This window comes from Allocatenococcus thiocycli (genome assembly GCF_921292965.1).
GTDB classification, from domain to species: domain Bacteria; phylum Pseudomonadota; class Gammaproteobacteria; order Enterobacterales; family Vibrionaceae; genus Vibrio; species Vibrio natriegens.
In genome coordinates this window covers 38,558-63,823 of record NZ_CAKLCK010000029.1, presented here as the reverse complement: position 1 = coordinate 63,823, position 25,266 = coordinate 38,558, and the positions used below count along the sequence as shown (strand labels likewise).

At 44.6% G+C, this 25,266-nt stretch carries 20 protein-coding genes; 12 read left to right on the top strand and 8 right to left on the bottom strand.

Annotated elements, in window-relative coordinates; all coding sequences use genetic code 11:
• Nucleotides 1-161: 161 nt before the first annotated feature.
• Together L9Q40_RS10375 and L9Q40_RS10370 are read right to left on the bottom strand one after the other, a co-directional pair.
• Nucleotides 162-2,522 (bottom strand): fatty acid cis/trans isomerase, encoded by a 2,361-nt coding sequence (locus L9Q40_RS10375; RefSeq protein ID WP_498793213.1) that lies wholly within the window; start codon nucleotides 2,520-2,522, stop codon nucleotides 162-164.
• Between the two features lie 323 nt (nucleotides 2,523-2,845).
• Nucleotides 2,846-3,703 carry a LysR family transcriptional regulator gene (locus L9Q40_RS10370; RefSeq protein ID WP_498793212.1) on the bottom strand — a complete coding sequence of 286 codons (858 nt, stop codon included), beginning with the start codon at nucleotides 3,701-3,703 and terminating at the stop codon, nucleotides 2,846-2,848.
• A 140-nt stretch (nucleotides 3,704-3,843) separates the two neighbouring features.
• On the opposite strand from L9Q40_RS10370, the gene L9Q40_RS10365 reads away from it, so the two are divergent.
• From L9Q40_RS10365 to yegS, 10 genes are all read left to right on the top strand, one after another.
• Nucleotides 3,844-5,361: an arylsulfatase gene (locus tag L9Q40_RS10365; RefSeq protein WP_014234069.1), complete on the top strand. Its 1,518-nt coding sequence runs from the start codon at nucleotides 3,844-3,846 to the stop codon at nucleotides 5,359-5,361.
• A gap of 102 nt (nucleotides 5,362-5,463) precedes the next feature.
• Nucleotides 5,464-6,756, top strand: a complete 1,293-nt coding sequence (locus L9Q40_RS10360; protein ID WP_498793211.1) for an anaerobic sulfatase maturase — start codon at nucleotides 5,464-5,466, stop codon at nucleotides 6,754-6,756.
• Between the two features lie 9 nt (nucleotides 6,757-6,765).
• Nucleotides 6,766-7,749, top strand: a complete 984-nt coding sequence (locus L9Q40_RS10355; protein ID WP_498793210.1) for an AAA family ATPase — start codon at nucleotides 6,766-6,768, stop codon at nucleotides 7,747-7,749.
• Between the two features lie 11 nt (nucleotides 7,750-7,760).
• Nucleotides 7,761-8,723: a DUF58 domain-containing protein gene (locus L9Q40_RS10350; RefSeq protein ID WP_498793209.1), complete on the top strand. Its 963-nt coding sequence runs from the start codon at nucleotides 7,761-7,763 to the stop codon at nucleotides 8,721-8,723.
• Nucleotides 8,724-9,266 carry a DUF4381 domain-containing protein gene (locus L9Q40_RS10345; protein ID WP_498793208.1) on the top strand — a complete coding sequence of 181 codons (543 nt, stop codon included), beginning with the start codon at nucleotides 8,724-8,726 and terminating at the stop codon, nucleotides 9,264-9,266.
• On the top strand, nucleotides 9,259-10,341 hold the full coding sequence (locus L9Q40_RS10340) for a vWA domain-containing protein (RefSeq protein WP_498793207.1): 1,083 nt from the start codon (nucleotides 9,259-9,261) through the stop codon (nucleotides 10,339-10,341). Before L9Q40_RS10345 ends, L9Q40_RS10340 begins: the two co-directional genes overlap by 8 nt.
• On the top strand, nucleotides 10,334-12,064 hold the full coding sequence (locus L9Q40_RS10335; RefSeq protein WP_498793206.1) for a vWA domain-containing protein: 1,731 nt from the start codon (nucleotides 10,334-10,336) through the stop codon (nucleotides 12,062-12,064). Before L9Q40_RS10340 ends, L9Q40_RS10335 begins: the two co-directional genes overlap by 8 nt.
• On the top strand, nucleotides 12,061-13,365 hold the full coding sequence (locus L9Q40_RS10330) for a BatD family protein (protein ID WP_498793205.1): 1,305 nt from the start codon (nucleotides 12,061-12,063) through the stop codon (nucleotides 13,363-13,365). The genes L9Q40_RS10335 and L9Q40_RS10330 overlap by 4 nt, the downstream gene beginning before the upstream one ends.
• A gap of 50 nt (nucleotides 13,366-13,415) precedes the next feature.
• Nucleotides 13,416-13,841 carry a bifunctional diaminohydroxyphosphoribosylaminopyrimidine deaminase/5-amino-6-(5-phosphoribosylamino)uracil reductase RibD gene (locus tag L9Q40_RS10325; RefSeq protein WP_014234077.1) on the top strand — a complete coding sequence of 142 codons (426 nt, stop codon included), beginning with the start codon at nucleotides 13,416-13,418 and terminating at the stop codon, nucleotides 13,839-13,841.
• A 109-nt stretch (nucleotides 13,842-13,950) separates the two neighbouring features.
• Complete coding sequence (gene yegS, locus L9Q40_RS10320; protein ID WP_498793204.1) at nucleotides 13,951-14,856, top strand: lipid kinase YegS; 906 nt, start codon at nucleotides 13,951-13,953, stop codon at nucleotides 14,854-14,856.
• A 6-nt stretch (nucleotides 14,857-14,862) separates the two neighbouring features.
• On the opposite strand, the gene L9Q40_RS10315 is transcribed toward yegS, so the two are convergent.
• Both L9Q40_RS10315 and L9Q40_RS10310 read right to left on the bottom strand, forming a co-directional pair.
• A complete protein-coding gene (locus L9Q40_RS10315; protein ID WP_498793203.1) occupies nucleotides 14,863-16,485 on the bottom strand; it encodes a VRR-NUC domain-containing protein in 1,623 nt (540 codons plus the stop codon).
• A gap of 81 nt (nucleotides 16,486-16,566) precedes the next feature.
• Nucleotides 16,567-17,799: an L-lactate MFS transporter gene (locus L9Q40_RS10310; protein WP_498793202.1), complete on the bottom strand. Its 1,233-nt coding sequence runs from the start codon at nucleotides 17,797-17,799 to the stop codon at nucleotides 16,567-16,569.
• A gap of 622 nt (nucleotides 17,800-18,421) precedes the next feature.
• Between L9Q40_RS10310 and L9Q40_RS10305 the strand changes: the two genes are divergently transcribed.
• A complete protein-coding gene (locus L9Q40_RS10305) occupies nucleotides 18,422-18,778 on the top strand; it encodes a hypothetical protein (protein ID WP_014234081.1) in 357 nt (118 codons plus the stop codon).
• Between the two features lie 83 nt (nucleotides 18,779-18,861).
• Here L9Q40_RS10305 and L9Q40_RS10300 read toward each other — a convergent pair whose 3' ends face one another.
• From L9Q40_RS10300 to L9Q40_RS10285, 4 genes are all read right to left on the bottom strand, one after another.
• Nucleotides 18,862-20,718 carry a M48 family metallopeptidase gene (locus L9Q40_RS10300; protein WP_498793201.1) on the bottom strand — a complete coding sequence of 619 codons (1,857 nt, stop codon included), beginning with the start codon at nucleotides 20,716-20,718 and terminating at the stop codon, nucleotides 18,862-18,864.
• Nucleotides 20,719-21,309 carry a LemA family protein gene (locus tag L9Q40_RS10295; RefSeq protein ID WP_498793200.1) on the bottom strand — a complete coding sequence of 197 codons (591 nt, stop codon included), beginning with the start codon at nucleotides 21,307-21,309 and terminating at the stop codon, nucleotides 20,719-20,721.
• Between the two features lie 251 nt (nucleotides 21,310-21,560).
• Entirely contained in the window at nucleotides 21,561-22,928 is a 1,368-nt protein-coding gene (dcuC, locus tag L9Q40_RS10290; RefSeq protein WP_014234084.1) for an anaerobic C4-dicarboxylate transporter DcuC, read from the bottom strand.
• Nucleotides 22,929-23,284: 356 nt separating this feature from the next.
• Nucleotides 23,285-24,409 carry an acyl-CoA desaturase gene (locus tag L9Q40_RS10285; RefSeq protein ID WP_498793199.1) on the bottom strand — a complete coding sequence of 375 codons (1,125 nt, stop codon included), beginning with the start codon at nucleotides 24,407-24,409 and terminating at the stop codon, nucleotides 23,285-23,287.
• 271 nt (nucleotides 24,410-24,680) lie between these two features.
• Between L9Q40_RS10285 and L9Q40_RS10280 the strand changes: the two genes are divergently transcribed.
• The gene (locus tag L9Q40_RS10280; RefSeq protein ID WP_498793198.1) at nucleotides 24,681-25,229 is read left to right on the top strand and encodes a GNAT family N-acetyltransferase; all 549 of its coding nucleotides are present in this window, start codon (nucleotides 24,681-24,683) and stop codon (nucleotides 25,227-25,229) included.
• The last annotated feature ends 37 nt before the right edge of the window (nucleotides 25,230-25,266 follow it).

Below are 25,266 nucleotides of genomic sequence, written 5' to 3'. Positions count from 1 at the left end.
CCCAACTTAAAAATCTGGGGCGATTTTGGGGCAAAAATAACAAAATGGGACGCAAATGGGACAAGTTATTTTGCTAAATAAGCACGAATAGAGAAAAACAAAACCCCGCAACTTGCTGATATAAGATGTAATTATATGAAAGTAGCGAGGTTTGTGGTTTCTTATCTGTTCTCAAAACGATTATAGTCAAGTAATCCAAATTCGATCGGTTGATTTGTACGGTACCAATGATGAAGTCGATCGCTGAACGGCCAGAACTTTTGTGAGCTACGACGAATCGCAAAACGATCCAATAACTTAACGTAATCCTCTTCATTTTGAATATTGCTGAATTGATCGACAAAATCTTTTACTTGCGCTTCTTCTATCGAAAAAAACGCAGCGGGATAACTTCCAACCACACCACGGACGATAGTCATATCATCTTCTGAGAAGTTGCGGTTACTTTCTTCATCGAACAAGCTGGAGATATTTGTATGCGCATTATTGTGGAGCAGGGTAAAGAGTTCATCTTTTCCAGACTTGCTGCGCACCATCAACATAGTTATCTGAGGCACTGGTTTTAACCCTTCACCACGTACCTGTCCGATACGTTTTATCTGCTTTTCATTCTCATCGGAGAGCGCTGTATTGGTGATCTCATAACGAGGGCGCAGAATCGGAGACAGATCTTCTTTCAGCTTGTTAAGCAATTCAGACTTCGGATCATCCGTTTGGTAAACAATGCTTGTCGGCTGATTAAACGGCTTAACATTTCTCAATAAGAAATCCGATAATTGAGGGCTTTGGTCTTGATACCAGCTGGATTGCAACTGGTGACGCATGTCTGCCGGTAATAATGAGATAAAGTTACTTTCGCCTTCCATACGCAGAAAGTCCATAAACATACGCGTAATCAGTTGGTGGCCAAAGTTGCCGTAGACATCAAACCCGGCTACGAGCAGGTAATGGACTCTTTCGAGCAACACGTAATCCATGACCCAGACCGTTTTAGGCTGGTCGCCCACTAAACCTTGCACAACCGAAGCACTGTCAAAATGGCGGAAAACGGTCAGAGCAGCATTAGCGTTGGTTCCATCACCATCCCAGATAACGTCAGTAGACAGGTGCTCGCCATGTTTGAACCAATGGTTTGCAAAGTCCGACTTCGCTTCAAGGTAGCGAGCTTGTTGGCGAGAGTATTTAACCCAGTTCGCCACAGGCAGCGTGTTGCTTTCTAACTCGCTTGGCAGCTTTAAGTTTTCTGCTTGTGAGCGATAAAACTCGTTCACTTCAGGAATATCGCTTTTATCAGGGTCGAGGAAGAATACCCAGAAACGATCGTTAATGACGTTGAGTGCCAACTGACCACGGCAAACCGGACCTTTAATAAACGCCATAATGGTATTTTGCGCATTGTCGAGCATGAACTTAAAACGCGACTTCACTGGAATGTCAGTAAATGAAGTCATTGGGTTCGCGGCAACTTCTGGTTCATAGCTAGGTAGCTCATTGACCGTATAGTCAGGTTGAATAAACCACTTCTTCCAATTGTCGATACGCTGTTGATTTAACGCATATGGCATATGTGTTTTGTCTAAAATAGTGCCTTGCTCTGGAATGATTCGGTAGTAAACACGTTCCGTGTTTGGATCATCATATGGCCGACGAGTTGAAATACGTTTTACAGGCTGACCCGGAGGGGTCTGGGAGCGAACCAGAGAGAAAAAGCGACGGGTCGGCTTATCGCTTAGCTCAGAGAAATACAAATGAGATAAGAACAGATGCTCATAGATGTAGCGCGCCATGAGTTGGTTCTTGAAGTCATCCTGATTCAGTAACGATTCGTACTTAGTAATCTCGGCTTGTTCATGCCTGCTAATCGGCGTGTGGCTATTCATGACTGCGCCATTTTCCAGCCAGGTCATCAATGTAAGATACTCAGAGTCTGTCAGGTTTGGCATGCCAAAAGGCATTCCCCAAGTCGGGTTGTCTTTCTCATACTGCTCATATTCTTCGATGGTCGGGCAGGTTTGTTCTCTGTCTATCGAAAAATCAAACCCTTCCAACTGAACTTGATCGGGCAGAGGATGACGTTCTTTTTGCACTAACAGTCTTGCGATTAAGCCTGCATCCAAGTTCGCAGCCATGCTTTGCTCACGTTCATTTAAGACCGGGTGAAAGCCGGCATCACGCCATTCTTGAGTGGTTTCTGCGTCTTCAAAAAGACGGGTGGGTGCGACCGCAGTAAGACGTGTGCCTTCGTAAACCAGCTTTTTCGTCGCACCTCTATCAATGCCCTCAACCGATGAGAGTTTCAACTGACAAGGTGCGTCGTAGCACGCGTGACAAACCACGCAACGATTATCCACGATCGGCTTTACTTTGTTTTGGAAAAAGTTTGCATGCTGTGTTTCAGCACTCGCGGTACGCTCTCGTACCAGTTGAGGGCCAAAAAGCACGTCGTAATTCAGACCAGCATAAGTGGCACAGCCAGCAAAGAGACTAACAATGCAGAGTAAAAGAATGAGGCGCAAATTCATGGAGTTACTTGGGTAAATGAAGTTTAAACTCATTAAAGCAAAATAACAGATTAAATACCAAAGATTACAGCAAGGTGTTTAGAGTAAGGAGCCTAAATCAACCCAAAAGATAAACCGATCCTAGTTCCATAAACAGGTTGGTACTCCATATACAATTTGTTGCAAATAGTTAATTTATATACTATAAACTTTGTTGCATTGCGTTTGGTTTGTTCAGAATTTGTTACTACATAGTCAATACAGTAGTAGAGCCGATGCATGTATTTTGAAAAGTTGTATTAACGGACAAAAGTCAAAGATCGGCGTTTAGTTGAATGATGGCTTTATTGCTTGAATGGCTTGCCATGGGCGGCGACAAGTAGCTCTTTAATTTTTTGGCGCAGGGCAAGATGAGCAGGATTGTCAATTTCACGCTTGTGATAGACAAATTTGTAAGGGATGGAATGAATCGAAATAGGGCAAGGGAGCACTTGCAGGTTTAGCGCCTTACTCCATTTCTTTGCAAACGATTTAGAAACGACGCCCAAGCAATCTCGGTCGGCAACATATAAAGCCATGCCTGCCAGGGAGGATGTCACTAAATCGACTTTTCGTTCCTGTATATTTTCTTTGGCAAGTTGTTCGAACCCAGTCATGTTTTCCCATTTTCCCGAAAACAAACAGTGGCTTTCTTCATAAAACTGTTGTTTTGTAAGTGTTCCTTGGATTCTAGGATGGTCTTCTCGGCAAATGACTACCGCTTCTTCTGAGTATGCATCTTCAATAACAAATGCAGAGTCTTTTGTTATGACTGTATCTATAGCTAAGTCGACTTTTTGTTGCCTTATAAGCTCAAAGAGAATGTATTTTTCCGGTGGAGATTCATAAAACACCACGTTTTCAATAGGAGGCATGCTATGTAGCAAAATCTCTGAGCAGCATACTTCAAAATGGTTTTTATCAGATATTGCACTATCAATGATACTTACCGCTTGCTGAAATTGAGGAAGCAATTGATGTGCGGTGGAAGTAAGAGCTATTCCGCGGCCTTTTTTAACGAATAACTGTTTATCTACGACTTGTTCTAAACGCTTTATCGCTGCGCTTACTGCAGGTTGCGTCAACCCAAGTTGCTCCGCTGCCTTTGTGTAGGATTGGAACTCGGCGACGACCAGAAAAGTTTGGATAAGGTTTAAGTCCATAACGCTACTCATAAATTAGATTTATAGATCAACTAATCCTGACGGTATTTATCGTCTGAAATTAGTGCTTTATCTTATAACAGTAATGGTATTGGAATGCGAATGCCATTTTAATGCATCAGCGAACTTTTGGAGAAAATATGAAAAATGCGACCAAAACGAGCAGTAAAAAACTCGTACTTAACGCATGTACTTTAGCGCTAGGTGCTGCTTCTGCAACCGCATACGCAGCTGACAAACCGAACATCCTTGTTATCTTTGGTGATGATGTTGGTTACTGGAACCTCAGTACCTATAACCAAGGGATGATGGCTTACAACACACCGAATATTGACACGATTGCTCAAGAAGGTGCGAAGTTTACTAACTTTTACGCCCAGCAAAGTTCCACAGCAGGCCGTTCAGCATTTATTACCGGTCAGATGCCTAAACGTACAGGTTTGTCTAAAGTAGGCTTGCCTGGCGCACCTGAAGGTATTTCCAAAGAGGACCCAACGATTGCAACCATGCTTAAAGAGCTTGGTTACGCAACGGGTCAGTTTGGTAAAAACCATTTGGGTGACCGAGACGAGCACTTGCCAACAAACCACGGCTTTGATGAGTTCTTCGGTAACCTTTACCACTTAAATGCGGAAGAAGAGCCAGAGAATGTTGATTACCCTAAAGATCCAGAATTCAAGAAAAAGTTCGGCCCTCGTGGCGTGATTCACTCGTATGCAGACGGCAAAATTGAAGATACCGGTCCTCTGACCCGTAAACGCATGGAAACCGTCGATGGTGAATTCCTTGATGCGGCAGAAAGTTTCATCGAGAAACAAGTAAAAGCGGATAAACCATTCTTTACTTGGTTCAACACTACTCGTATGCACAACTTCACTCACGTTCCAGAAGAATATCAGGGCAAAACAGGCGCTGGATTCTACGCTGATGGTGTGAAACAGCATGACGATCAAATCGGTCACCTGCTTAATAAGATTAAAGAGCTAGGCATTGATGACAACACTATCATCGTCTACACAACAGATAACGGACCAATGATCAACTTGTGGCCAGACGCTGGTATGACTCCATTCCGTTCTGAGAAAAATACTGGCTGGGAAGGTGCATTCCGCGTTCCTATGCTGATTAAATGGCCAGGGCAAATCGAAGCCGGTAAGACGTTTAACGGTATGATGTCACTGGAAGACTTCTTCCCGACATTGGTTGCCGCGGCAGGTAACGATAAAGTAACGGACGAATTGCTCAAAGGTAAGAAAGTTGGCGATATGAACTACAAAGTTCATTTAGATGGCTACAACCAATTACCATACATTACTGGCAAATCAGAGGAATCAGCTCGAAATGAGTTTGTTTACTGGAGTGATGATGGTGACCTGCTGGCACTGCGTCAAGGTAAGTTTAAGTTCCACTTTATGATCCAAGAAAATGAAACGGGACTAGAAATTTGGCAGAAACCATTTACTAAACTTCGTGTACCGAAGATCTTTGACTTGAGCATTGACCCATTTGAACGTGGTGATACGGGCATGGGCTACAACACTTGGATGTATGAGCGTTCATACTTAATGGCACCAGCGATGGAAGAAGTAAAACAAGTGATGGATACCTTTAAAGAGTTCCCACCACGTATGGAAGCAGGTTCATTTGTTCCTAAGTAACCTTGCACTTAAGCTAAGACTAGAATAAAAATGAATGGCGCTCTCAGGAGCGCCATACTTAAAAAAGAAAGTAGAAAAGCCAACATTCAAAAGAGAGGCTGCATGAGCAAAACTTCACCACGTCATTCTACGGCTATGCCAATTGTTCCGATGAAAACTGCTTTCAAATCCGAGCAGGGAAATGAACGCCGCTTTCATGTGATGGCGAAACCCGGCGGCGCAAAGTGCAACATTGACTGCCAATATTGCTTTTACTTACACAAAGAAAACCTGCTTCATCAACCAAAACAACCCAAGATGGATGATGAAACCTTAGAGGCGTTTGTTAAGAGTTATATTGAGAGTCAAGATGGCGAACAAATCGTATTTTCGTGGCAGGGCGGTGAACCGACACTGCTTGGGTTAGATTACTTTCGTAAAGTGGTTGAACTGCAAAAGAAATACAAACCTAGCGGAATTCGTATTGAAAACGATTTACAAACGAATGGTATCTTACTCAATGATGAGTGGTGTGAATTTTTATTAGCGAATAACTTCCTGGTCGGCTTATCTATCGATGGTCCAGAAGAGCTGCACGACAAATACCGTAAAACGCGAAGTGGTAAACCGACTTTTCATCTGGTGATGAAAGCGGTTGAGAAGCTTCAGCGTCATGGGGTGCTGTTTAATGCGCTGGTGACGGTTAACCGCCACAACGTTAAGTACCCTGTGGAAATTTATCGATTCCTCACTCGCGAGTTGGGCGTGACTTATATTCAGCTTGCGCCCGTGGTTGAAGCGAATGACTTTCACACTACCGCGCCTCAGTTCTGGAACGAACAGATGATCCCTGTCATAGGGAGCGAGTTAGCCAAGCCTGGACATCCAATGTCAGTGGTGACGGATTGGTCGGTGGACCCTGATGATTGGGGCAAGTTCCTTAGTGAAATGTTTGTTGAGTGGGTGAACAATGATCTCGGCCGTGTGTTGGTCAACCTGTTTGAAACGGCGGTTGCTCAGGTGATGGGTAAACCAGCGCAACTCTGCATTACCTCAGAGTTTTGCGGTAAAGGATTGGCGATAGAGCACAATGGCGATGTGTACAGTTGTGACCATTACGTTTATCCAGAATACAAACTTTCCAATATTCACGAACATTCGTTGAACGAGATGGCATTCTCTACGCGTCAGTTTAGCTTTGGTATGGCAAAGCGAGATTCATTGCCGGACTACTGTAAGAAATGTCCTTACCTTAAATACTGTTGGGGCGAATGTCCTAAAAATCGCCTTATTAAGACGCCGGATGGTGAAGAAGGGCTGAATTACCTTTGTTCTGGTATTCGCCGTTTCTTCGATGACACCTTACCTATGCTGGTGGGTCTATCTCAGATTTTACAACAACAGAATTCTAAGTAAGGAAGACGAATGAACAACGCGCAGCAAGCAATCAATAGACTGATTGAAGAAACAGAGAAAAGCGTCATTGGTCAAAGCCACGTGGTGCAAGCGTTGGTGATTGGCTTATTGACCAATGGACATATTCTGTTGGAAGGTTTACCGGGTACCGCAAAAACGCGTTCAGTAAAATCATTAGCCAATCTTCTGAACACTAGTTTCGGTCGCATTCAGTTCACGCCTGATCTTCTGCCTTCGGACGTTACGGGAACCGAGGTTTATCAGGAGTTAGATGGCAAACCGCAGCTACATTTTCAGCCGGGTCCCATTTTTAACAGCATTGTCCTTGCCGATGAGGTTAACCGTGCTCCTGCCAAAGTGCAGGCCGCGCTGCTAGAAGCCATGGCTGAAGGCACAATAACTGTTGGCGATAAAACGCATGTGTTACCCGATCTATTTATGGTTCTAGCGACGCAAAACCCGATCGAGCAAGAAGGGACGTACCCTCTGCCTGAAGCGCAAATGGACCGCTTTATTATGAAGGTTACGGTGGACTACCCGGAAGATGCTGCTGAGCGCGAGATTATTCGTTTGGTTCGTAGCGAAGAGCTCGGGGCGGAAACCAGTTCCGAGTTGGTTACGCCGCAGCATATTGAACCCGATTTGGTTTTAGAAGCACGCCGTCAATTGCCCGATGTCGCGGTTTCTGAATTAGTTGAAGACTATATTGTCGCGTTGGTGATGGCGACTCGTAAGCCAGAGCGTTATGCAGACTCGCAATTATCTAAATGGATTGAAATTGGCTCCAGTCCCCGCGCTTCAATTTCGTTGGATAAGTGTGCTCGCGCCTATGCTTGGCTTCAAGGACGTGACCATGTCACACCTGATGATGTCCGTGCTATGGTCCCATCAGTATTAGGACACCGATTCTCACTCACCTATGACGCGCTAGCTGACGGTGTGGATCATCAACGAGTCGTTGAGGAATTACTCGATTACGTTGAAATCGGATAAGTGGTGGCAATATGGCAAAGCCGACACTTGCTCCTAAACCTGAAGAGATAGATCACCGTTTATATTGTGATTACGCAAGGCTGGTGCGATTACAAGCGCAAGCTGAGTCGTTTAGTTTACTCCCTCACCTGAAAGCTGGCAGTGTGTTATCTGGCCGACACAACTCTCTTTTTCGCGGTCGCGGACTGAATTTTGAAGAGTTGCGTCATTACCAATTAGGGGATGATATTCGTAATCTCGATTGGAAAGTGACGATGCGCACGGGAAAGCCTCATGTGCGCAGTTATACCGAAGAAAAAGATCGTAATGTCATTGTCTGTGTTGATCAACGCAGTGCGATGTTTTTTGCTTCCACAGAGGTGATGAAGTCAGTAGTTGCTGCAGAAGTTGCAGCAATGTGTGGATGGCGAGTATTAAAAGATGGTGACCGAGTAGGATTTGTTATTGCTTCCCATCAAGCCCTGTTTCATTCAAAGCCACAGCGTTCGCAAAACGATCTTTTAACACAGCTAAAACACTTATCACGGGCGAACCAATCCCTTAGCGTTGATTCGGTTGATTCTGAAAAAGTAACGTTTAGTCGCTGGATTGAGTTGATAAAGCGAATGAAGCTCAAACAATCCACGCTGATTTTTATTAGCGACTGGAGTGACTGTGAAGAGCCGCACCTCGACCACCTGAAACAGCTTCAACAGCACAACGACATTCTTGCCGTGATGGTCAGTGATCCACTTGAACAAACACTGCCTGATGACTTAGCAACATCAAAATGGGTGGTTGGTGATGGTCAATATCAGCTCAATTTGGATAGTAAAGCAAAAGTGCAAGCTGCAAGTGCAAAACTGGAAGCGAAAACAGACGTGCAGCGTCAATCTTTAGCGCAACTGATGGCAATTAAGCATCTGCCTTACATTGAGCTTGATACCACTGGCCAGCATGTCAAAGAGTTTCAAAAATTGGTAGGAGGGCGCTAGATGAGTGATCTTCCGCAACCCCCTGGCTCTTACATTCTGAGTGAGCTTCATGACGTAACCGTACCGCCCAGTGTCAGCTGGTATCCTCAAACTATTGGTTGGAAAATTCTAGCTGTGATATTCGTGCTGGCTTTAGTGTACATGGCTTATCGCATTCTGAGTAAATGGTGGATAAACCGCTATCGCAAGGAAGCATTGGATATGATCAGTCAGATTAATCCAAGCGACAGGGAGATGCCGAAAACGCTATTCTCGATTCTAAAAATTGTTTTGATTCATATAGACAGTCGCAATGCGAGACTGTTTGATGGTGCTTTTCTTTCTAAACTTGACGAGCTGGAACCGAAAAAACAGGCTTTCAATGATGAAGTTTCCACATTGTGGCTCAAGAGTATCGTTAACCCCAAAATCGAGCTTACGTATCAACAGCGAGTGCTTTTGATCGAGAAAGCAAACTTTTGGGTCAAAGAGCATTCGCATACGTCTGGCTCAAATATATCAACGCCAGGAACAGAGCCAAAGCAAGGTGGTCAGAATGAATGATCTCCACTCTTTTATGGGGCTGTCTGGCTTTGCGTTTGCGCACCCTTTATGGCTGATTATTTTACCCCTGCCACTCGTGGTTTATTATCTGGTTCCTGCTTACCGTACTAAACAGACAGCGATTAAAGTCCCGTTTTTTACCCAACTGGTTGAAGCCATTGGTGAAACTCCGTCAGAAGGTGCAAGCCAGCTAACGCCAAGTTGGTGGCAGCGCGCAACGTTAATTCTCTCTTGGATATTGGTTGTCTGTGCAATGGCTAAGCCCACGATTCTGGGTGAGCCGCAAGTTCGTGAAAGCCTTGGTAGAGATGTCATGGTTGTGGTTGATCTTTCTGGCTCAATGGCTGAGGTTGATTTTACCTCAAGTACGGGGGAAAAAATCTCACGCTTAGAAGCCGCCAAAGAAGTGTTGGCAGATTTCGTGCAGTCACGTAAAGGCGATCGACTTGGTTTGGTGCTATTCGGTGACGCTGCATTTGTGCAAACCCCGTTTACTGCTGATCAAAGCGTGTGGTTAGAACTGCTTGATCAAACTGACGTTGCTATGGCTGGGCAGAGTACGCACCTTGGAGACGCGATTGGGTTAGCGATAAAAGTGTTTGAGCAGAGCGATAAGACTCGTAGTGAGTTAACGCAAGCGACAGAGCGTGAAAAAGTTGCGATTGTATTAACTGATGGCAACGACACTGGCAGTTTTGTTGAACCAATAGACGCGGCAAAAGTGGCAAAAGCGAAGGGGGTTCGCGTGCACGTTATCGCGATGGGCGATCCCCAAACCATTGGTGAAACGGCGCTTGATATGGACACGATTACACGAATCGCGGCTGAATCAGGAGGCGAGGCATTTGAAGCGCTCAACCGGGACGAGTTGGCAAAGGCCTATGAAGAAATCAGCCTGCTTGAGCCAGAGTTGTATGAAAGTACGACCTATCGGCCTAAACAAAGTTTGCACCATTACCTGATGGTCTTGGTGGTATTGATGCATTTGCTCGCGTTCAGTGTGGCGACACTCAGACGAAGAACCAAAGCGCGCTTTTCGACGGGGAAAGTATCGGTAGGAGAGCACGATGTTTGATTCTCTCAGCTTAACGCAATTTTTTACTCAGTTTCATTTCATTCGTCCTTTGTGGCTATTGGCGCTGATCCCGATGGTTTTCCTGATTTGGCTACGCTGGCATGAGGAGAGCAAACCAAGCTGGAAAGACATCCTGCCCGATCATTTACGTGAGGTACTGACAATAGGTGAGCATGGCTGGCGGAAACAATCGCCACTAAAACTCCTGATGGTCAATGTATTCATCGCCATTTTGATTTGTGCGGGCCCAAGTTGGCAGCGAGAGGCGTCACCATTTGGTGAGGACAAAGCGTCAATGCTGGTGGTTTTGGATAATAGCGACTCTATGTTGCAAAAAGATCTGCCGCCAAGTCGCTTAGAACGTTCTAAACAAAAAATCCGTGATCTACTCGCTGAAAGAAAAGGTGGTAAAACGGGGTTGGTGGTGTTTGCGGGAACGGCACACGTCGCTATGCCGATAACACAAGACAGCGCTGTTTTTGACCCATTCCTCGCGGCAATTGATCCCGAAATTATGCCAGTTAAAGGTAAACTCGCGGAGCAGGCATTACCTCTTATTGGCCAGCAATTACAAGGATTAGCCGGCTCAACGGTACTCTTAGTGACGGATGGTGTTAACCCCGCCACCATCAGTAAGTATGAAGATTATTTTGCCGATAAACCCTATCAGCTGTTGATATTGGCCGCTGGCAACCCTGATATTGTCAGTAATAATCCGATCGATCTCGATTCGTTGCAAACACTTGCAAGTAAAACTGATGGAAGACTTGTTGAAGTAAGTGTTGATAACACAGACATTCAGCAATTGAGCCGGTATGTAGAGCGTAATATGCAGCTTAATGGTGAGTCTTCTATGCCATGGAAAGACATGGGGTATGTGCTTTTGTTTCCTATTGCACTGATTATGCTGATCTGGTTCCGAAAAGGTTGGTTAGTTCAATGGTGCTTGATCGCAATGGTATCTGGAAGCGTGATGATGCCCGGCGAGGTAATGGCTGAAAATGTATCGCTAAAAGCCGAAGAACCTCAAGTTGTACAAAAAGTGACGACGTTCGACAAAGCCGCCCAGTGGTGGTGGGACTTGTGGCTCACACCCGACCAGCAAGGTCAGAGGTTGTTCAATAAACAAGAATACTTAGCAGCGGCAAAACAGTTTTCTGACCCCTTGCGAAAAGGCACTGCTTATTACTATGCCAGTGAATTTGAGCTAGCCCATAGCGCGTTTTTAGAAATGCAGAATGATCCTTCGGAAGAAGTCAGAGACTTTGGTTTATACAACGCGGCCAGCGCATTGGCACGTCAACGTGAATACTTGGCAGCGAGAGACTTGCTTCAATCATTGGCGAACAAACCAACACTAAGCCAAGCGCTACGCCCTGATGTTGAGCATAATTTGAAAGTCATCGGCGGCATTGTTGAGGACATCAATCAGATGAGTGAAAGTCAGGCCGGAACGGAACAAGAGATGTCGACTGAACTTGGTGATAATCCGCAAACAGCAGAAGGAGCGGAAGAGCAAACGTCGCAAGAAATGATGATCAAAGAGACACTGAGTGCCGCAGACATATTAGGCAATCAAGAGGTGGCGGATAAGTGGCTAAAACGTGTCGAGTCTGATCCAAGGGATTTTCTACGTGCAAAATTTCAAATTCAACTCAACTCGCCGGCAGCGAGAGGTACTACTGATGAACGTGGTAATGATAACGAGGAGATAACGCAATGATGGAGCTATTTCGACGCGTTATGAGCCGTTACCTGCCTTGCTTCTTCATAGTATTGACCAGTTTCTGTACAAGCGGTTTGGTGAGTGCACAAGATATCAATCAGTTACAGCGCAATCATGATGTGGAGATAAAAGCGTGGGTTGGTAAAGCGACAAGTAACGAGGAAAATCGTAACTCACCCAACTTCAGTGTCAACGAGCAAGTCATTCTGACTATAGAGGTGGTGACGCCGCGCTGGTTTACTGGCGGAACGCGGATTGGCTCTGTGGAAATTCCGGATGTGATTGCCAAACAACGTAACCAACTGGCAACCAATTTCACTGAGAGAAAGGGTGGGCAAACTTGGTCGCGCCAACGTTGGGAAGTGACGTTGTATCCTCAAGTATCGGGTGATTTTGTCGTTCCTCCCATTGCTGTGAGGGTTCAGGTTTCAGCACCTGATGGAAAAAACGTCTCAGGAACCCTTTACACGCAGCCAATTCAGTTTTCAGCATCATTACCGTCTGGCTTATTGAGCGACAATACCCAGTGGTTTACTGCGACACATGTCGACGTAAATCAAGATTGGGAAACGTCTTCTGAACCGCTAAAAGTTGGCGATGCGATCACGCGAAAAGTAACGATAACCGCACAGGACAGCTTGTCGGTGTTACTACCTGACCTGCTAAAAGGTGAGTCTAACGATAGTTATCAAACTTACTTGCAGCCTCATCAGCTTACCGATACACAAACGCGTGGAGACTATCAATCTACCCGAACTGAAGAAAGTGTGTATGTGATTCAGCAGGGCGGAGAGTTCTCGTTACCTGCTTATGAGTTCCAATGGTGGAACAGCGAAACGCAGCAGCTAGAAAGCATCGTGATTGAAGGACAATCATTTCAAGCAAAACATACGTTAAAGTCGTTTGTTAAAGCCTATTTCGTCTGGATTATCGGTCTGGTGAGCACTTTGGTTTTGGGGTTTGTTTTCCTTCTAGCCATCAAGCGTTATTACCGTTCAAGGCCAATTCCACCATGGCTGAACTTGCATCGATTACTCAAAGAAAGTCGCTGGGGAGAGGCGAGAGCCGCCCTTTACAGGCAGTTGCGAGTGAACACTTCTGAATTGGAGATGCGCCATGCAGATTCCAGTGACTCATGGCAGAAAAGTTCATCTCGAATGCAAAGTGGAGAATGCAGTTCTAGCCTGATCAAGTCGATGTGGCGCAAAATTCAGATGAAACAAAAGCATCTTAAACTTCGCATACCAAAAGCTTTACCTCAATTGGATAAGTTAAAGCAAAGAGATGGTATTGAATAAAGCTGAGCGCTACTATAGTCCTTTGTTTTTCATTAAAGAATAGATGTTACATGAGCCAAGAATTTATGCGCCGTGCGTTGGAGATTTCTAGAAATGCACTACCAGCGTGTCAACCTAATCCACCAGTAGGCTGTGTTTTAGTTAAAGACGGTCAGATCGTCTCCGAGGGCTACACTCAGGCTATCGGTGGAAATCATGCCGAAGTGGAAGCGTTGAATGGATACAAGGGAACGTTAGAGCAGGTCACCGCTTATGTGACACTTGAGCCTTGTTCGTTTGTTGGAAGAACGCCTGCCTGTGCGGTGACATTGGTAAATACTGGCATCAAAAAGGTTGTCGTTGCCATGCTCGATCCCGATCCTCGCAACAGCGGCCGTGGTATCGCTATCTTAGAGCAAGCTGGTGTTGAAGTAGAAGTCGGAGTTTGCGGTGAGGAAGTGAGTGCGTTTTTGACGCCGTATTTGGGTAAATCTTAGTTATTTATCAAACAGACCACTTTAACCGTTTTAAGTAGGGAGTTTTTGTCTACACTCTCGAAAGTACCGAGCAGTAAGAAACGCTACTAAGCCACAGAGACGGATTTCAATGAAAACAATACGAGCGATACTAAACGGCAAAAAGGCTGGCATACCCGAGCTAAGAAACGCAATTATGGAGACGCGCGAGCAAGGCGTCGACGTGCAAGTTCGTGTGACTTGGGAATCTCAAGACATGTCGCGTTTAGTTAAGGAAGCCGTAAATGAAGGGATTACGCGTATTGTTGTTGCTGGCGGCGATGGGACGATCAATGAAGCAGTTTCGGCGATTGCCCAAATTGAAGACGACCAGCGGCCTGAACTGGCGATAATTCCACTTGGCACCGCCAATGACTTTGCTACTGCCAATCGTATTCCTGTTTCTATTTCTGACGCCTTGCATTTGGCTGTGAAAGGACAATCCGTTTCTGTTGATTGTGTAAAAGCCAATGATCGTTACTTTATCAATGTCGCTACGGCAGGGTTTGGTGCCGAAATTACCACTGAAACACCAGTCGAATTGAAGAATTTTTTAGGTGGTGGCGCTTATACCCTGACTGGTGTGGTGAAAGCTCTGGGCTTTAAACCTTACGATGGAACTATCACGGTCGATGACGGAAGCTACGAAGGTGGGATATTACTCGGTGCATTCTGCAATGGCCGTTTGGCGGGCGGTGGCCAGTCGTTGGCCCCAAACGCGATGATCGATGATGGTTTAATGGATTTAACGCTGGTTTGTCCATTCTTACCTCATGACTTGCCTAAAGTGATCGAAGAGATCAATAACCCAAGGATTACAGGCGAGTTCGTTAAGCACACACGGACAAGCTGGTTGGAAATTGACTTCCCAAATCCATTACCTCTGAATTTAGATGGGGAGCCATATCGCTCGCGTAAAGTACGTTTCGAAGTGTTACCTCAAAGCATTCAGTTAGTCCTACCGAGTGACTGTCCGTGTGTTGGCACGTCTGGCTAATCCCATTTATGTGGCTGTTTTGGCAGTCACGTAGCAGACTGAAAACGGTACCTTAAGTCGGTTAAACTCTTTAATCCAGCGCCATTGATTGTCTTGCAGTTTATCACCAGGGCCTTTCACTTCTATCCATTCAAATTGATCTCCCTTAAACGCAATTAGGTCCGGCATACCATTACGGTAGAGCTTGAGATCACGGAGTTGGACGCTTAATAGATCGACTAACATTGACGTCGGAATGGTTGTGAGTGCATGTTCGATAAGCGCTTTACTTACCGCGCCCCAATGAACGAACGGATTGCTTATCCCAATCTTGGCATCGTATCTTTCTATTAACTGTTTTGTATTTCCAGTTTCGAGGCTATTGAACGCGGATGTGATTAACTGTTCGCGTTTAGAAGCAAAGTCACTGTGATACAAATCGAGTGGGCGATGTTGGTAGGCGTTTATAAAAGCGCCTTCTACGGGAGCAAAAATGGCGTCCCAGAAGGTTAAACCAAACAATGCATTGAGCAACGTATTCTCTGCATAAAATACTTGCCAGCCCAATTTTTCAAAGTGTTCCTTAGTGACAAGTTCGACACGTTGTTGGGATAAATCCAGTTCGAGACGATGTTCATTGCATTGTGGCTTGGGTGTTCTTGGTACCTTTTGTCCAAGTTTTCGCTTTACGCGTTGTTCTAGCTTTTGTGCCACTTCAAACTCGGAGGCATTGATAGGTGCTTCTAACATACTTGTGACAATGTCACTCAATCGCGTGTTTTGCTCCAATTTATCATAAATGCGTGCGCGGCGTTCTCTACTCGGTGGGAGGTGGGTTTTATCAAAAAGCGCCAGTGCGATTTCAAGTTCATTGATACGCTCGTAGTCTCTGGCTATGTCGTTAAGCATGTGTTCACGCTTTCTATCCACGTAGTCATGTTTGACGGGGCTTGGCATCGCTTCAATGAGCAGGTCAAGGTTGGTCTTATCTTTACGATCAAATTGCCAGTACAGATTTGAGAGTTGACTGAGTTCAATCAATCTATCAATTTGCTCTCGCGAATCAAAAAATCGGCGCTCTTTGCTTAACTGATAGTGTTCGAACTGATGCAAGCCAAGATCATCGAGTACGAACTGGCTTAAATCCTGATGAGTATTGGCGAAGAATAACGTGAGCAAGACATCAATCATATGAGCGGCATTCAGCCGGATCACAGAAAATATTAGTAAATCAAACTGGTCGAACTCAGTATTGCTCAAACACTCAACGAGATTGTCCTTTTTCAGTGATTTAGGTAGCTCAGGGTAAAGCGCAGAGATTTCTGACTTGGTCAGTAAGTTAGACGCCAACTCTTGGTGGGACAGCGTAGGGGATAGCTCAATAAGTCCCGATTGTTCGAGCTCTGACAGGGCTTGGTGAAGAGAGGGAATTTCCTGATAATTGAGTTTATCACTGCGAAACAAACACCCTTTACGGCTATACAGTCGCACTAACAGGCATTGTGATGGTTTGCCCAGTTGCTTGAATGTTGTGAGCCAATGGTGCTCTTCCTCTAGTAATAAGTCACTGTACCAATGCGTAGCATGTTGGGTTAGTTTGAGGAAATTATCTAAATAGTAATCTGGTGCAAGTTCGACAGGTTTTTGCATAATTCGACAGGATTTTTATACCGATAACAAAAAAGGCTTAACCAATAGGTTAAGCCTTTTCATCATCAAATCAATCCACAATTATGCGATTTTAAGCTTCGCAACTTTTGCTTCAGGTAGTGGCTTAGTGATGAACGCTAATACGATACATACTGCCATCATTGCTGCAGAAACGGTGTAAGCCAGAGTGTAACCTTCGCCGTTAGTCATTGAGTAACCAACTACAGCTGCACCAATAGCGCCACCAATACCCCATGCTGTGTATAGCACACCATAGTTAGTACCGTAGTTTTTCAGACCGTAGAATTCTGCTGTAAGAGTAGGGAATACAGCCAGAAGTGTGCCGTAACCAACTGCTGCGATAGCGGTACCAATAATTAGGGTAAACTCTGAATCGAACGTTGCGAACAACGCCATGTTGACGCCTTGCAGGATGAAAGCAAGCAGAAGCGTGCGAACGCCACCAATTTTGTCTGCAAGCATACCAGCAACAACACGACCACCTGAGTTGAATACTGCAAGAATAGACGCCAGGTAAACCGCGTTAGGCAGGTTAGCTTGAACACTTGCAATTGTCGTGATGTTACCGATGATCATAAGACCAACAGAAGCTGCAAACGCATACATGATCCATAGTGAGTAGAACTGTGGCGTTTTCAGCATCGCTTTCCAGGTTAAATCGTCAGACTTTTTAAGCGCTTTAGGTGCTTGGCCTTCTTTTACTTTAGGCTCTGCTGGCGTGTAATCGGCTGGTGGGTTGTTAATGGTTGCTGCAAGTGGAACGGCAATCGCCAGGACACCAACACCAAGAATCATAAAGCTGGTTTGGATGCCCAGGCTTTCGATCAATGCAGATGTTACAGGCGCTAGGTAAATAGCTGCCAGACCAAAACCTGCTGCGATGATTCCGTTAACCATACCTTTCTTAGAGGCGTGGAACCATTTCATTGCAGAAGGTGACAAACAAGCGTAACCAAAGCCGATACCAGCACCAGTGATCACACCGAAAGTGATGTTCAGCATCAATGGTGAGTCAACAAAGCCAGATGCGATCATGCCCAAACCTGTTAGAACCGTACCAAGAATAAGGATCAAACGTGGACCCATGCGGTCTTGTAGGATGCCTGCAACAAGAAGACAGATAGAGAAAGTGATGGTTGCAGTTGCGTACGGTGCAGAAGCTTCCGCAGCTGTCCAACCGGACTCAGTTACCAGTGCCTTATTGAATACACTCCAGGCATATAGGATGCCAAGACAAAGGTTGATGCAGAAACCTGCTAGCAGGATGCGCATCGCTTTATCAATCTTACTCATTTTTTCTCTCGGTTAACTCTTTGGCGGGAGTATGGAACCAATCACTGACAATCAGCATTTGGAATTCCTTCTCTCCAGCATTAAAGAGTGGTGGGTTTAAAGGTGTTTTTTATAAAAATAAGTTTGCGTTTTTCAACATTTGACGCAATTGGCGCGGATTATAACCAATAAATATGTGATTGGAATCTCTTTTTGAGGTTAGTTTTAAAATTTATTTGAATCTATAAAACCATGTGCACCTCTACGGCGATAGATGTAAATAACTCGTTAATGGGGTTGGATGGTGTCGTTGTCTTGTATGATTCTGTACAGAAATGAGGTGAACATGTTGAACAAAGATATTTAGTTCACATTTTTAGAGAAAAGTTACGAAATATTTCCGTGTTAACACTTTGTGACAAGATTGCCTAAAATGAGAGCTTCTAAAGCTAAGTATTGGATACAAAGGATTTATAAGGATTAAGTTGTTAACCTTTTGTAATAAGGTCATTTGGCTGGGTGGGTTGTACATAAAGCGAGCAAAAAATGTGCTTGTAATAGCATGCAAAATGAGCAGAATATAGCGAAAAATGAGTTTTCATTTATGAAGGGATGCTTTTTTCGATTTATTGTGAGGTAACTTATGAAACTGTTCCTAGTGCTTTTCGCTTCTGTTTCTGCAGGTGTGGCATCGGCAGAGCATTTCCATTCATTTATGTTAGGTCTTTCTATCGCTTCCTTGGCTGTTGGTAGCTGCTACTTTTTCGCTTTTCGTAGCTCTCGCTTCCCGCAACTTGCGCTGTTCTTGTTGATCTGTGGCATGCTGTCTAAATTGGCGATTACCGTTACGGGTGTAATGTGGGGTATGTCTGCGGAACTGATTACTTCGCCTATAGTGTTTGCGTTGTCTTACTTCTTCTTCTCTCTGGCAGTAACGTATCTGTGGTTTAGTTACCGCCAAAGCGTTACACGAGTTCCAGAGCGCTTTAAAGCCGCGTAAAAAAGATAATGTTAGAAAAACGCCAGCGATAATTCGCTGGCGTTTTGCTTTTTGTTTTAAAGGCGAAAAACTAAGGTACGTTTCTAACCAGATATCGTTAGTGGCGGTTCTGGTACTTCAAGGAAGCAAGCCACAACTCGATAAAGCTCACCTTCTGCGACCGTAACTTCACCATCAGACTCGATTGCGAGTCGGCATGCCTTAACAAACCTTTCTCGTTCTTTCGGTTTTAACTGCAGTAGCAGTTCTAACGCAGCACGGCTCAAACTCCAGTTGTTATTTGCTTTTTCTAAATCATGTTTAGGAAACCCCAAACAAGCGAGCGCAGAGTGGTACGCGCGTTGTGCATGATCCTGTTGGGAGTGGCTAACCCAAGCCAGTTCCCTGAGCAACCAAAACACACTTTCTTTTAGCTGTTTTAATGTTTTTTGCTGCTTCGTATTCCCAAAAGAAACAAGTAACTGTTTTTCCAGCAAGTTGATCACGCACCATTCTGCCAGCGAGTAATCATTATCAGTTTGAGAAAGATCACGCAGCACTTCACAAAGTCTATTTCGCTGACCTTCGCTAAGGGATTTAAGGGCGGGTATTGCTAATTCAAGCAAAGGAAACCGGAGATGAAGCGGTATATCGTAATCGAACCAAGGGAGTAGCTTCGTTTGAGAGGAAGGTGGTACGTGACATTTTATCATCTCTCGTTGAATATCACTGCCATCGAAGATGATGAGGAAAGTAATGAAGCGTGCACTGTAGGGCTCACGAGCAAGGTCCACAAGTTCTGAAGGTAGTTGTTCAATTAACCGCTGGCCTGCGTCATTGAACTGAACAGGCGCTGTATCTGGCTTGTTGGGAGTTAATGGTGCGTTTTCCGCAAATCCGCTTATTTGATCACCAGTAAAAGTGGCACTGCTATTGTCAGTCAGGTGCGAATAGTTTCCATCCCAGTTAGGCTCAATACGGCGAATTCTTTCATCAAGCGGTGGGTGAGTTGCAAACAAACCAGAAAATCCGGAGAGCTTACTTTGTCCAAACATCATATGACTCATTTCGTCACTTGCTTTGGTATCAAGTGTCGAGCCATGAGAATTGCTGCCTATTTTTTTGAGTGCGCCTGCTATCCCCTGATCGTTGCGAGTAAACTGAACGGCACTCGCGTCGGCTAAAAACTCACGCTGACGAGAGATCGCGGCTTTTATCATAGAACCAAACAGTGTGCCCAACCAACCAAGTATCAGACAGACGATAGCGATCAGTAGAATGGCGGCATAACCTTTGCTGGAATCTGAAGAGCTACGAGAAAGTCCCCGAGATGTACGGTGAGAATTATCCAGTACTAAGTGGCCAAAATGAGCGATACACGTAATGCCGAATAAGACACCAATCAGTCGAGTGTTGAGGCGCATGTCGCCATTCAGGATATGGCTAAATTCGTGAGCGATGACGCCCTGAAGTTCATCACGATTAAAGCTATCAAGGGCTCCCTGGGTTACGCCAATGACAGCGTCGTCGATACTCATACCTGCGGCAAAAGCGTTAATGCCTTGTTCTTCTGCCATCAAGTAGACAGAAGGAACAGGAATGCCTGAGGCAATTGCCATCTCTTCAACGACATTAAGCAATTGCCTGTGCTTCGAATCTAACGTATCTGGCGAAATCAGTTTGCCACCAATACTTTCTGCCACTCCGCGTCCGCCATTTGAACTTAGCTCGCTAAGCCGAATGAATGAACTAACGAAGACAACTAACGTTACTCCGGCAAAGCTCAACAAACCATAAGTTATGAAGTTTTGGGTATCAAATGGCTTACCAGTGGTGCCAAAATAGATACCAATCGATGCAATACTAACCAGACTGGTGATGGCTAATATTGCCAGCGCAAACAGTATGACTAAAAGCCCGGTTCGCTGACGCGCAGTATCTTGATGGTGAAAAAAATCCATTTAAAATACAACCTTCGGCGCTTCTTGGATGGCTTCGCTATCAGCAAACTCGAGCAATTTACCGTCCTGGAATCCAAACATGTTGGCAAAAATGACGGGAGGGAAAGTTTGTTTGTAGATGTTATAGCTGGTTACCGAATCATTAAATGCCTGACGTGCAAACGCGACTTTATTTTCTGTACTGGTCAACTCTTCTTGCAGTTGGCTCATCGTCTCATTGGCTTTTAGCTCTGGGTAAGCTTCAACTACAACATTTAGTTTACCCAGAGCGCTTTGTAACATGCCTTCCGCTTGGCTAAGTTGGCTTATCGCAGCATCGCTGTCTGGCGCTTCACTCGCTGCCTTAAGACCAGATAATGCTTGGTTTCGTGCTTGAATTACACGTTCGAATGTCTCTTTCTCATGCTCCATATAGCCTTTCGCAGTGTTGACTAAATTTGGAATTAGGTCGTAGCGGCGTTTGAGTTGAACTTCGATTTGAGCAAAGCTGTTTTTGAATCGGTTTCGCAGAGTCACTAGTTTGTTGTAGATGCTAATGGCGTATGCCGCGATAAGGAGAACAATAACAATAAAGACGATCAGTGCAGTCATAATCAGTTCCAGGTTTCGAGTAAGTTAGGTTTTTATATAAGCTGTTGACACAGTAAGCAAACTCTAACGCGAATACCGTTACACATACGCGAAATATGTCACGTGTTGAATAATGTTAATAACTTGTGAGAGTGATTGGAAAGACAGGGAAGAGGTAATAGAAGATTGGGGTTACACCGCTATGAATGAAAAGGCCCGACGTTACATCGGGCCTTTGTGATTTTTGAAACTAGATGTTGTCAGCAGACGTACTAAGCACTCATTGGTACCAGTACCATTGTGCCTATGATTACTGTTACCAAGCCTGCCAGTACAGGTACAGAGGTACGTTTAACCACTTCGAATGGGCTTATTTTCGCCATGCCAGATGTGGCTACGATGACGCCTGATACCGGAGAAATCGTGCGACCTAGATTCGATGCTTGCAGCATTGGGATGATTAAGAACGCAGGGTTCAGGCCCATTTTCGCTGCCAGTGAAGGAGCAAGCTCCACGAAAGCATAGAATGGTGCATTACCAGATCCTGTAGCAATGGCTGCTGCAACAGTTAGGGCTGTCAAAATCAGCATCAGAGCAATGCCGCCAGCACCAGCCTGATCCGCTAGGTGAAGTAGGTTATCAATTGCGCCAATAGACATCAGACCTTGCGCAAATACACCAGCCGCAACCAACAGCATTACTACGCCTTTAAACGCGTCGGCCATACCTTCGTAACAAGAGTCCAGATCTTCCAGAGACTTTTTGCCGTCAAACTTGTTTACAACGTAATGAATAATCGCACCCAAGAAAATAGAGCCAACCACGATGGTATAGATATCCAGACTTAAGCCTGGGATGGTACGGCCATTGAAGAGAAAGACACCGAAGATTGGCAAAAACGGCAGTGCTGCATAAAACGCAGGTGCATCAGCTTTGATTTCTGATACATCAATTTTTTCCATTGGCGTATTTTCTTTCTTATCCAGATACTTGTTCCAGAAGAAAGCAGCCGCAGCCATGACGATGATGGCGCAAATCGATACTGGTAGAACGGTTTGCACAGCAAAGACATCAAGAGCCAGTCCTGATTTCTCTGCTGCGATAACCACGTCGCCTGAGGTCGGAGAAAGAATGATCGCGGCTGGTGACGCACAGACTGCAACGGCAGCTGGGCGCGAGATACCCATCGCTACCATCATCGGGAATAGCGTCGCCATCAAAAGTACACCTAAACCAGTCGCTGAGCTTACTGCAAGAGACATCAAACAAGCCACGATGTACGCCGCAACTAGAAGAACATAAGGAGACTTAATAACAGAAAGTGGTTTCGAGAACTGTTTTACTACCACGTTGTTGGCACCGATGTGTGTCATGTAAGACGCAAAGCCACAAAGCAGCATAATCTGCATGCCTAAGCCACCACCACGGTACTGAAGCATGTATTTAACGTATTCTAATGAGTCCGTTACCATGTTTCCGGTTGAAGTGATGCTCGATGGTAGAACTTGGTGGCCTAATACGCCAGTCAAGAGAAGCAAACTAATACCTGCGGTTAAAAGTACTCCAGCCGCTTTATAGCCTTTGACAATGAAATAGCCCACGGCAATGGTCACTATTAAGCCAATTAAGAGCTCTAGCATAAAGGTCTCCAGATGTAATGAAAAAAAGGATTAAACTGTTTCAATTTATGACAGAGAATGTACAAAATTCTTGGCTGTGGCACGAGTTGAATCTGGAACTTACATGATCTAAAACAAATTATAATTTAATAAGTAATGGCGATTTATTATTTTGTTTAACTATGAGTTGATAGGTGATATGTGCTGAAATTTATGCTTAATAAAGAAACAAAACACTAGGATAAATTCGACAATAAAACGGAGATGTGCATGGAAAGTATTCAAAAAGATAGTTAAAAGGTGATAGTGGTTTAAGAGGGATATAAAAAGCAAAAGCCCCGATGAATCGGAGCTTTTAACAGGAGGTAGGGATACAGTTACGCGTATTGACGAATCATTAGATTCCAGCTGTGCTGTTGTCTTTCAAACTCGGCTTTGATCTGCTGATACTTCAATTTGCAGAGTGAGTATTCATACTTTTTCACGACGTCTGCGGTCTTTTGACTGAACAGCTCTTTTCGAACCTCATAGTACTCCTGCATATGATGAACGAGAGAATCAAACTCTTGCTGAAGTTGGTCGAGAATCGGTTGTGTATTCGGCCTTGATTCTAGCTTTTCTTTAGTTGTCTTCAACAATTGGGTAGCCCGCGCTTTTTCTATTCTGAAAGTCGGCGTTGTACGTAATTTCGAGGTTAACCCTAACCAAGAGCAAGATTTAATCAGCCATTTGGTTGGGTCGTAATGCCACCAATATACGCCGTTACGGTAGTCATTCTCAAAGATGTGATGAAAATTATGGTAGCCCTCGCCAAAGGTAAAAAAGGCCAGGATTCCATTATCACGCGCTGTATTTTTGTCAGTAAACGTCTGTTTACCCCAAACATGAGCCAATGAATTGATAAAAAAGGTCGTGTGGTGGCTCATAAATAGGCGAACGGCGCCAACAACCAGTAGCATTCCCCATACATCACCATAAATAAGTCCCAAGGCAACGGGAAAGCCGATATTTGTCACTAGCGCAAGTGGGACATAGTAGTCGTGTTGCCACATCACAATCTTGTCGCGTTTCAGATCACGACAGTTAGTGTATTCATTTTGCTTGGACTTATTGTAATCACGTAGCATCCAGCCAATGTGTGAGTACCAGAAGCCACGCTTAGCTGAATAGGGATCTTTGTCGTTGTTATCCACGTGTTTGTGATGGACACGGTGATCGGACGACCAATGTAATGCACTGTTTTGTAGAGAAAATGCACCGCCAATAGCAAATACGAAACGTAAAATTGGATGAGCCTCATACGTTTTGTGGCTCCAAAGGCGATGATATCCCGCAGTAATCGACAAGTTGGTAAAACTGAACGCAATAATGCCCCAAATCAAATGTTCCCAGCCCAACCCAAAGCGGTAGGCATACCAAGGTGCAACAATGAAAGTAAGAACGAAGCTGGCCGAAAATATTAATATATTCAACCAGATAATAGGTGGTCTGTTTTGAGTCACAGTGTTTTCCTGACTTTGAGCTAACAACTGTGCGCTAGAATATCAGCGTACACATGTAAGTCAAATTGAAGTTATACAAATGTGATGATTCTTGTAGTGTATTCTCCATAAACTTGTCGGCATATTTTGCTTTTAATTAAATAATGAGTAGTATTAAAAAATGAGCTTTGGCTTAAGCTATGGAAAATCTATCAGTAAATAAGGTCTAAATTAGTGAAAAAGACCAAATTATGGCAGAAGAGCAGGATTTATAAGAATATAGGAATACGTAATGGATTTACGACTAGCGGAATATAAGGACTACGAGCGCATCGCGCATCTGCATGCAGAGAGTTGGAAACGTCACTATCAAGGCATCCTCAGTAGCAGTTATTTAGACAAAGATGCTTTGGATGATAAAATGCTGATTTGGCAGACCCGTCTTACCAACCCTCCGTTTAATCAGCACATTGTACTTGCAGAAGAGGGTGGTCTTTTAATTGGCTTTGTTTGCATCTTTGGTAACCATGATTTTGAGCGTGGAACTTTTATTGATGCATTGCATGTCGATGAGGCGTTTCGTAGCCGTGGTATCGGAAAACAACTCTTACTTGCCGCCGCTGAATGGCAGCAACAATTCTTCAAAGACAGTGGCTTATATCTGGAAGTCGTTTCACAAAATACTTCAGCAATTGAATTTTATCGCCATATCGGTGGGCGAGAGTGCCAGGAGCGTATTTGGCGCGCACCGGGAGGCACGGAAGTGATGGAAAAAGTGTTTAGTTGGCCGAGTGCGCAAGCTTTGGTAAATGGCATTGAAGATCATGTGGTCTATTCGTAGTTATCGCATTATCTTATGATGTTATATGCATAAAGAG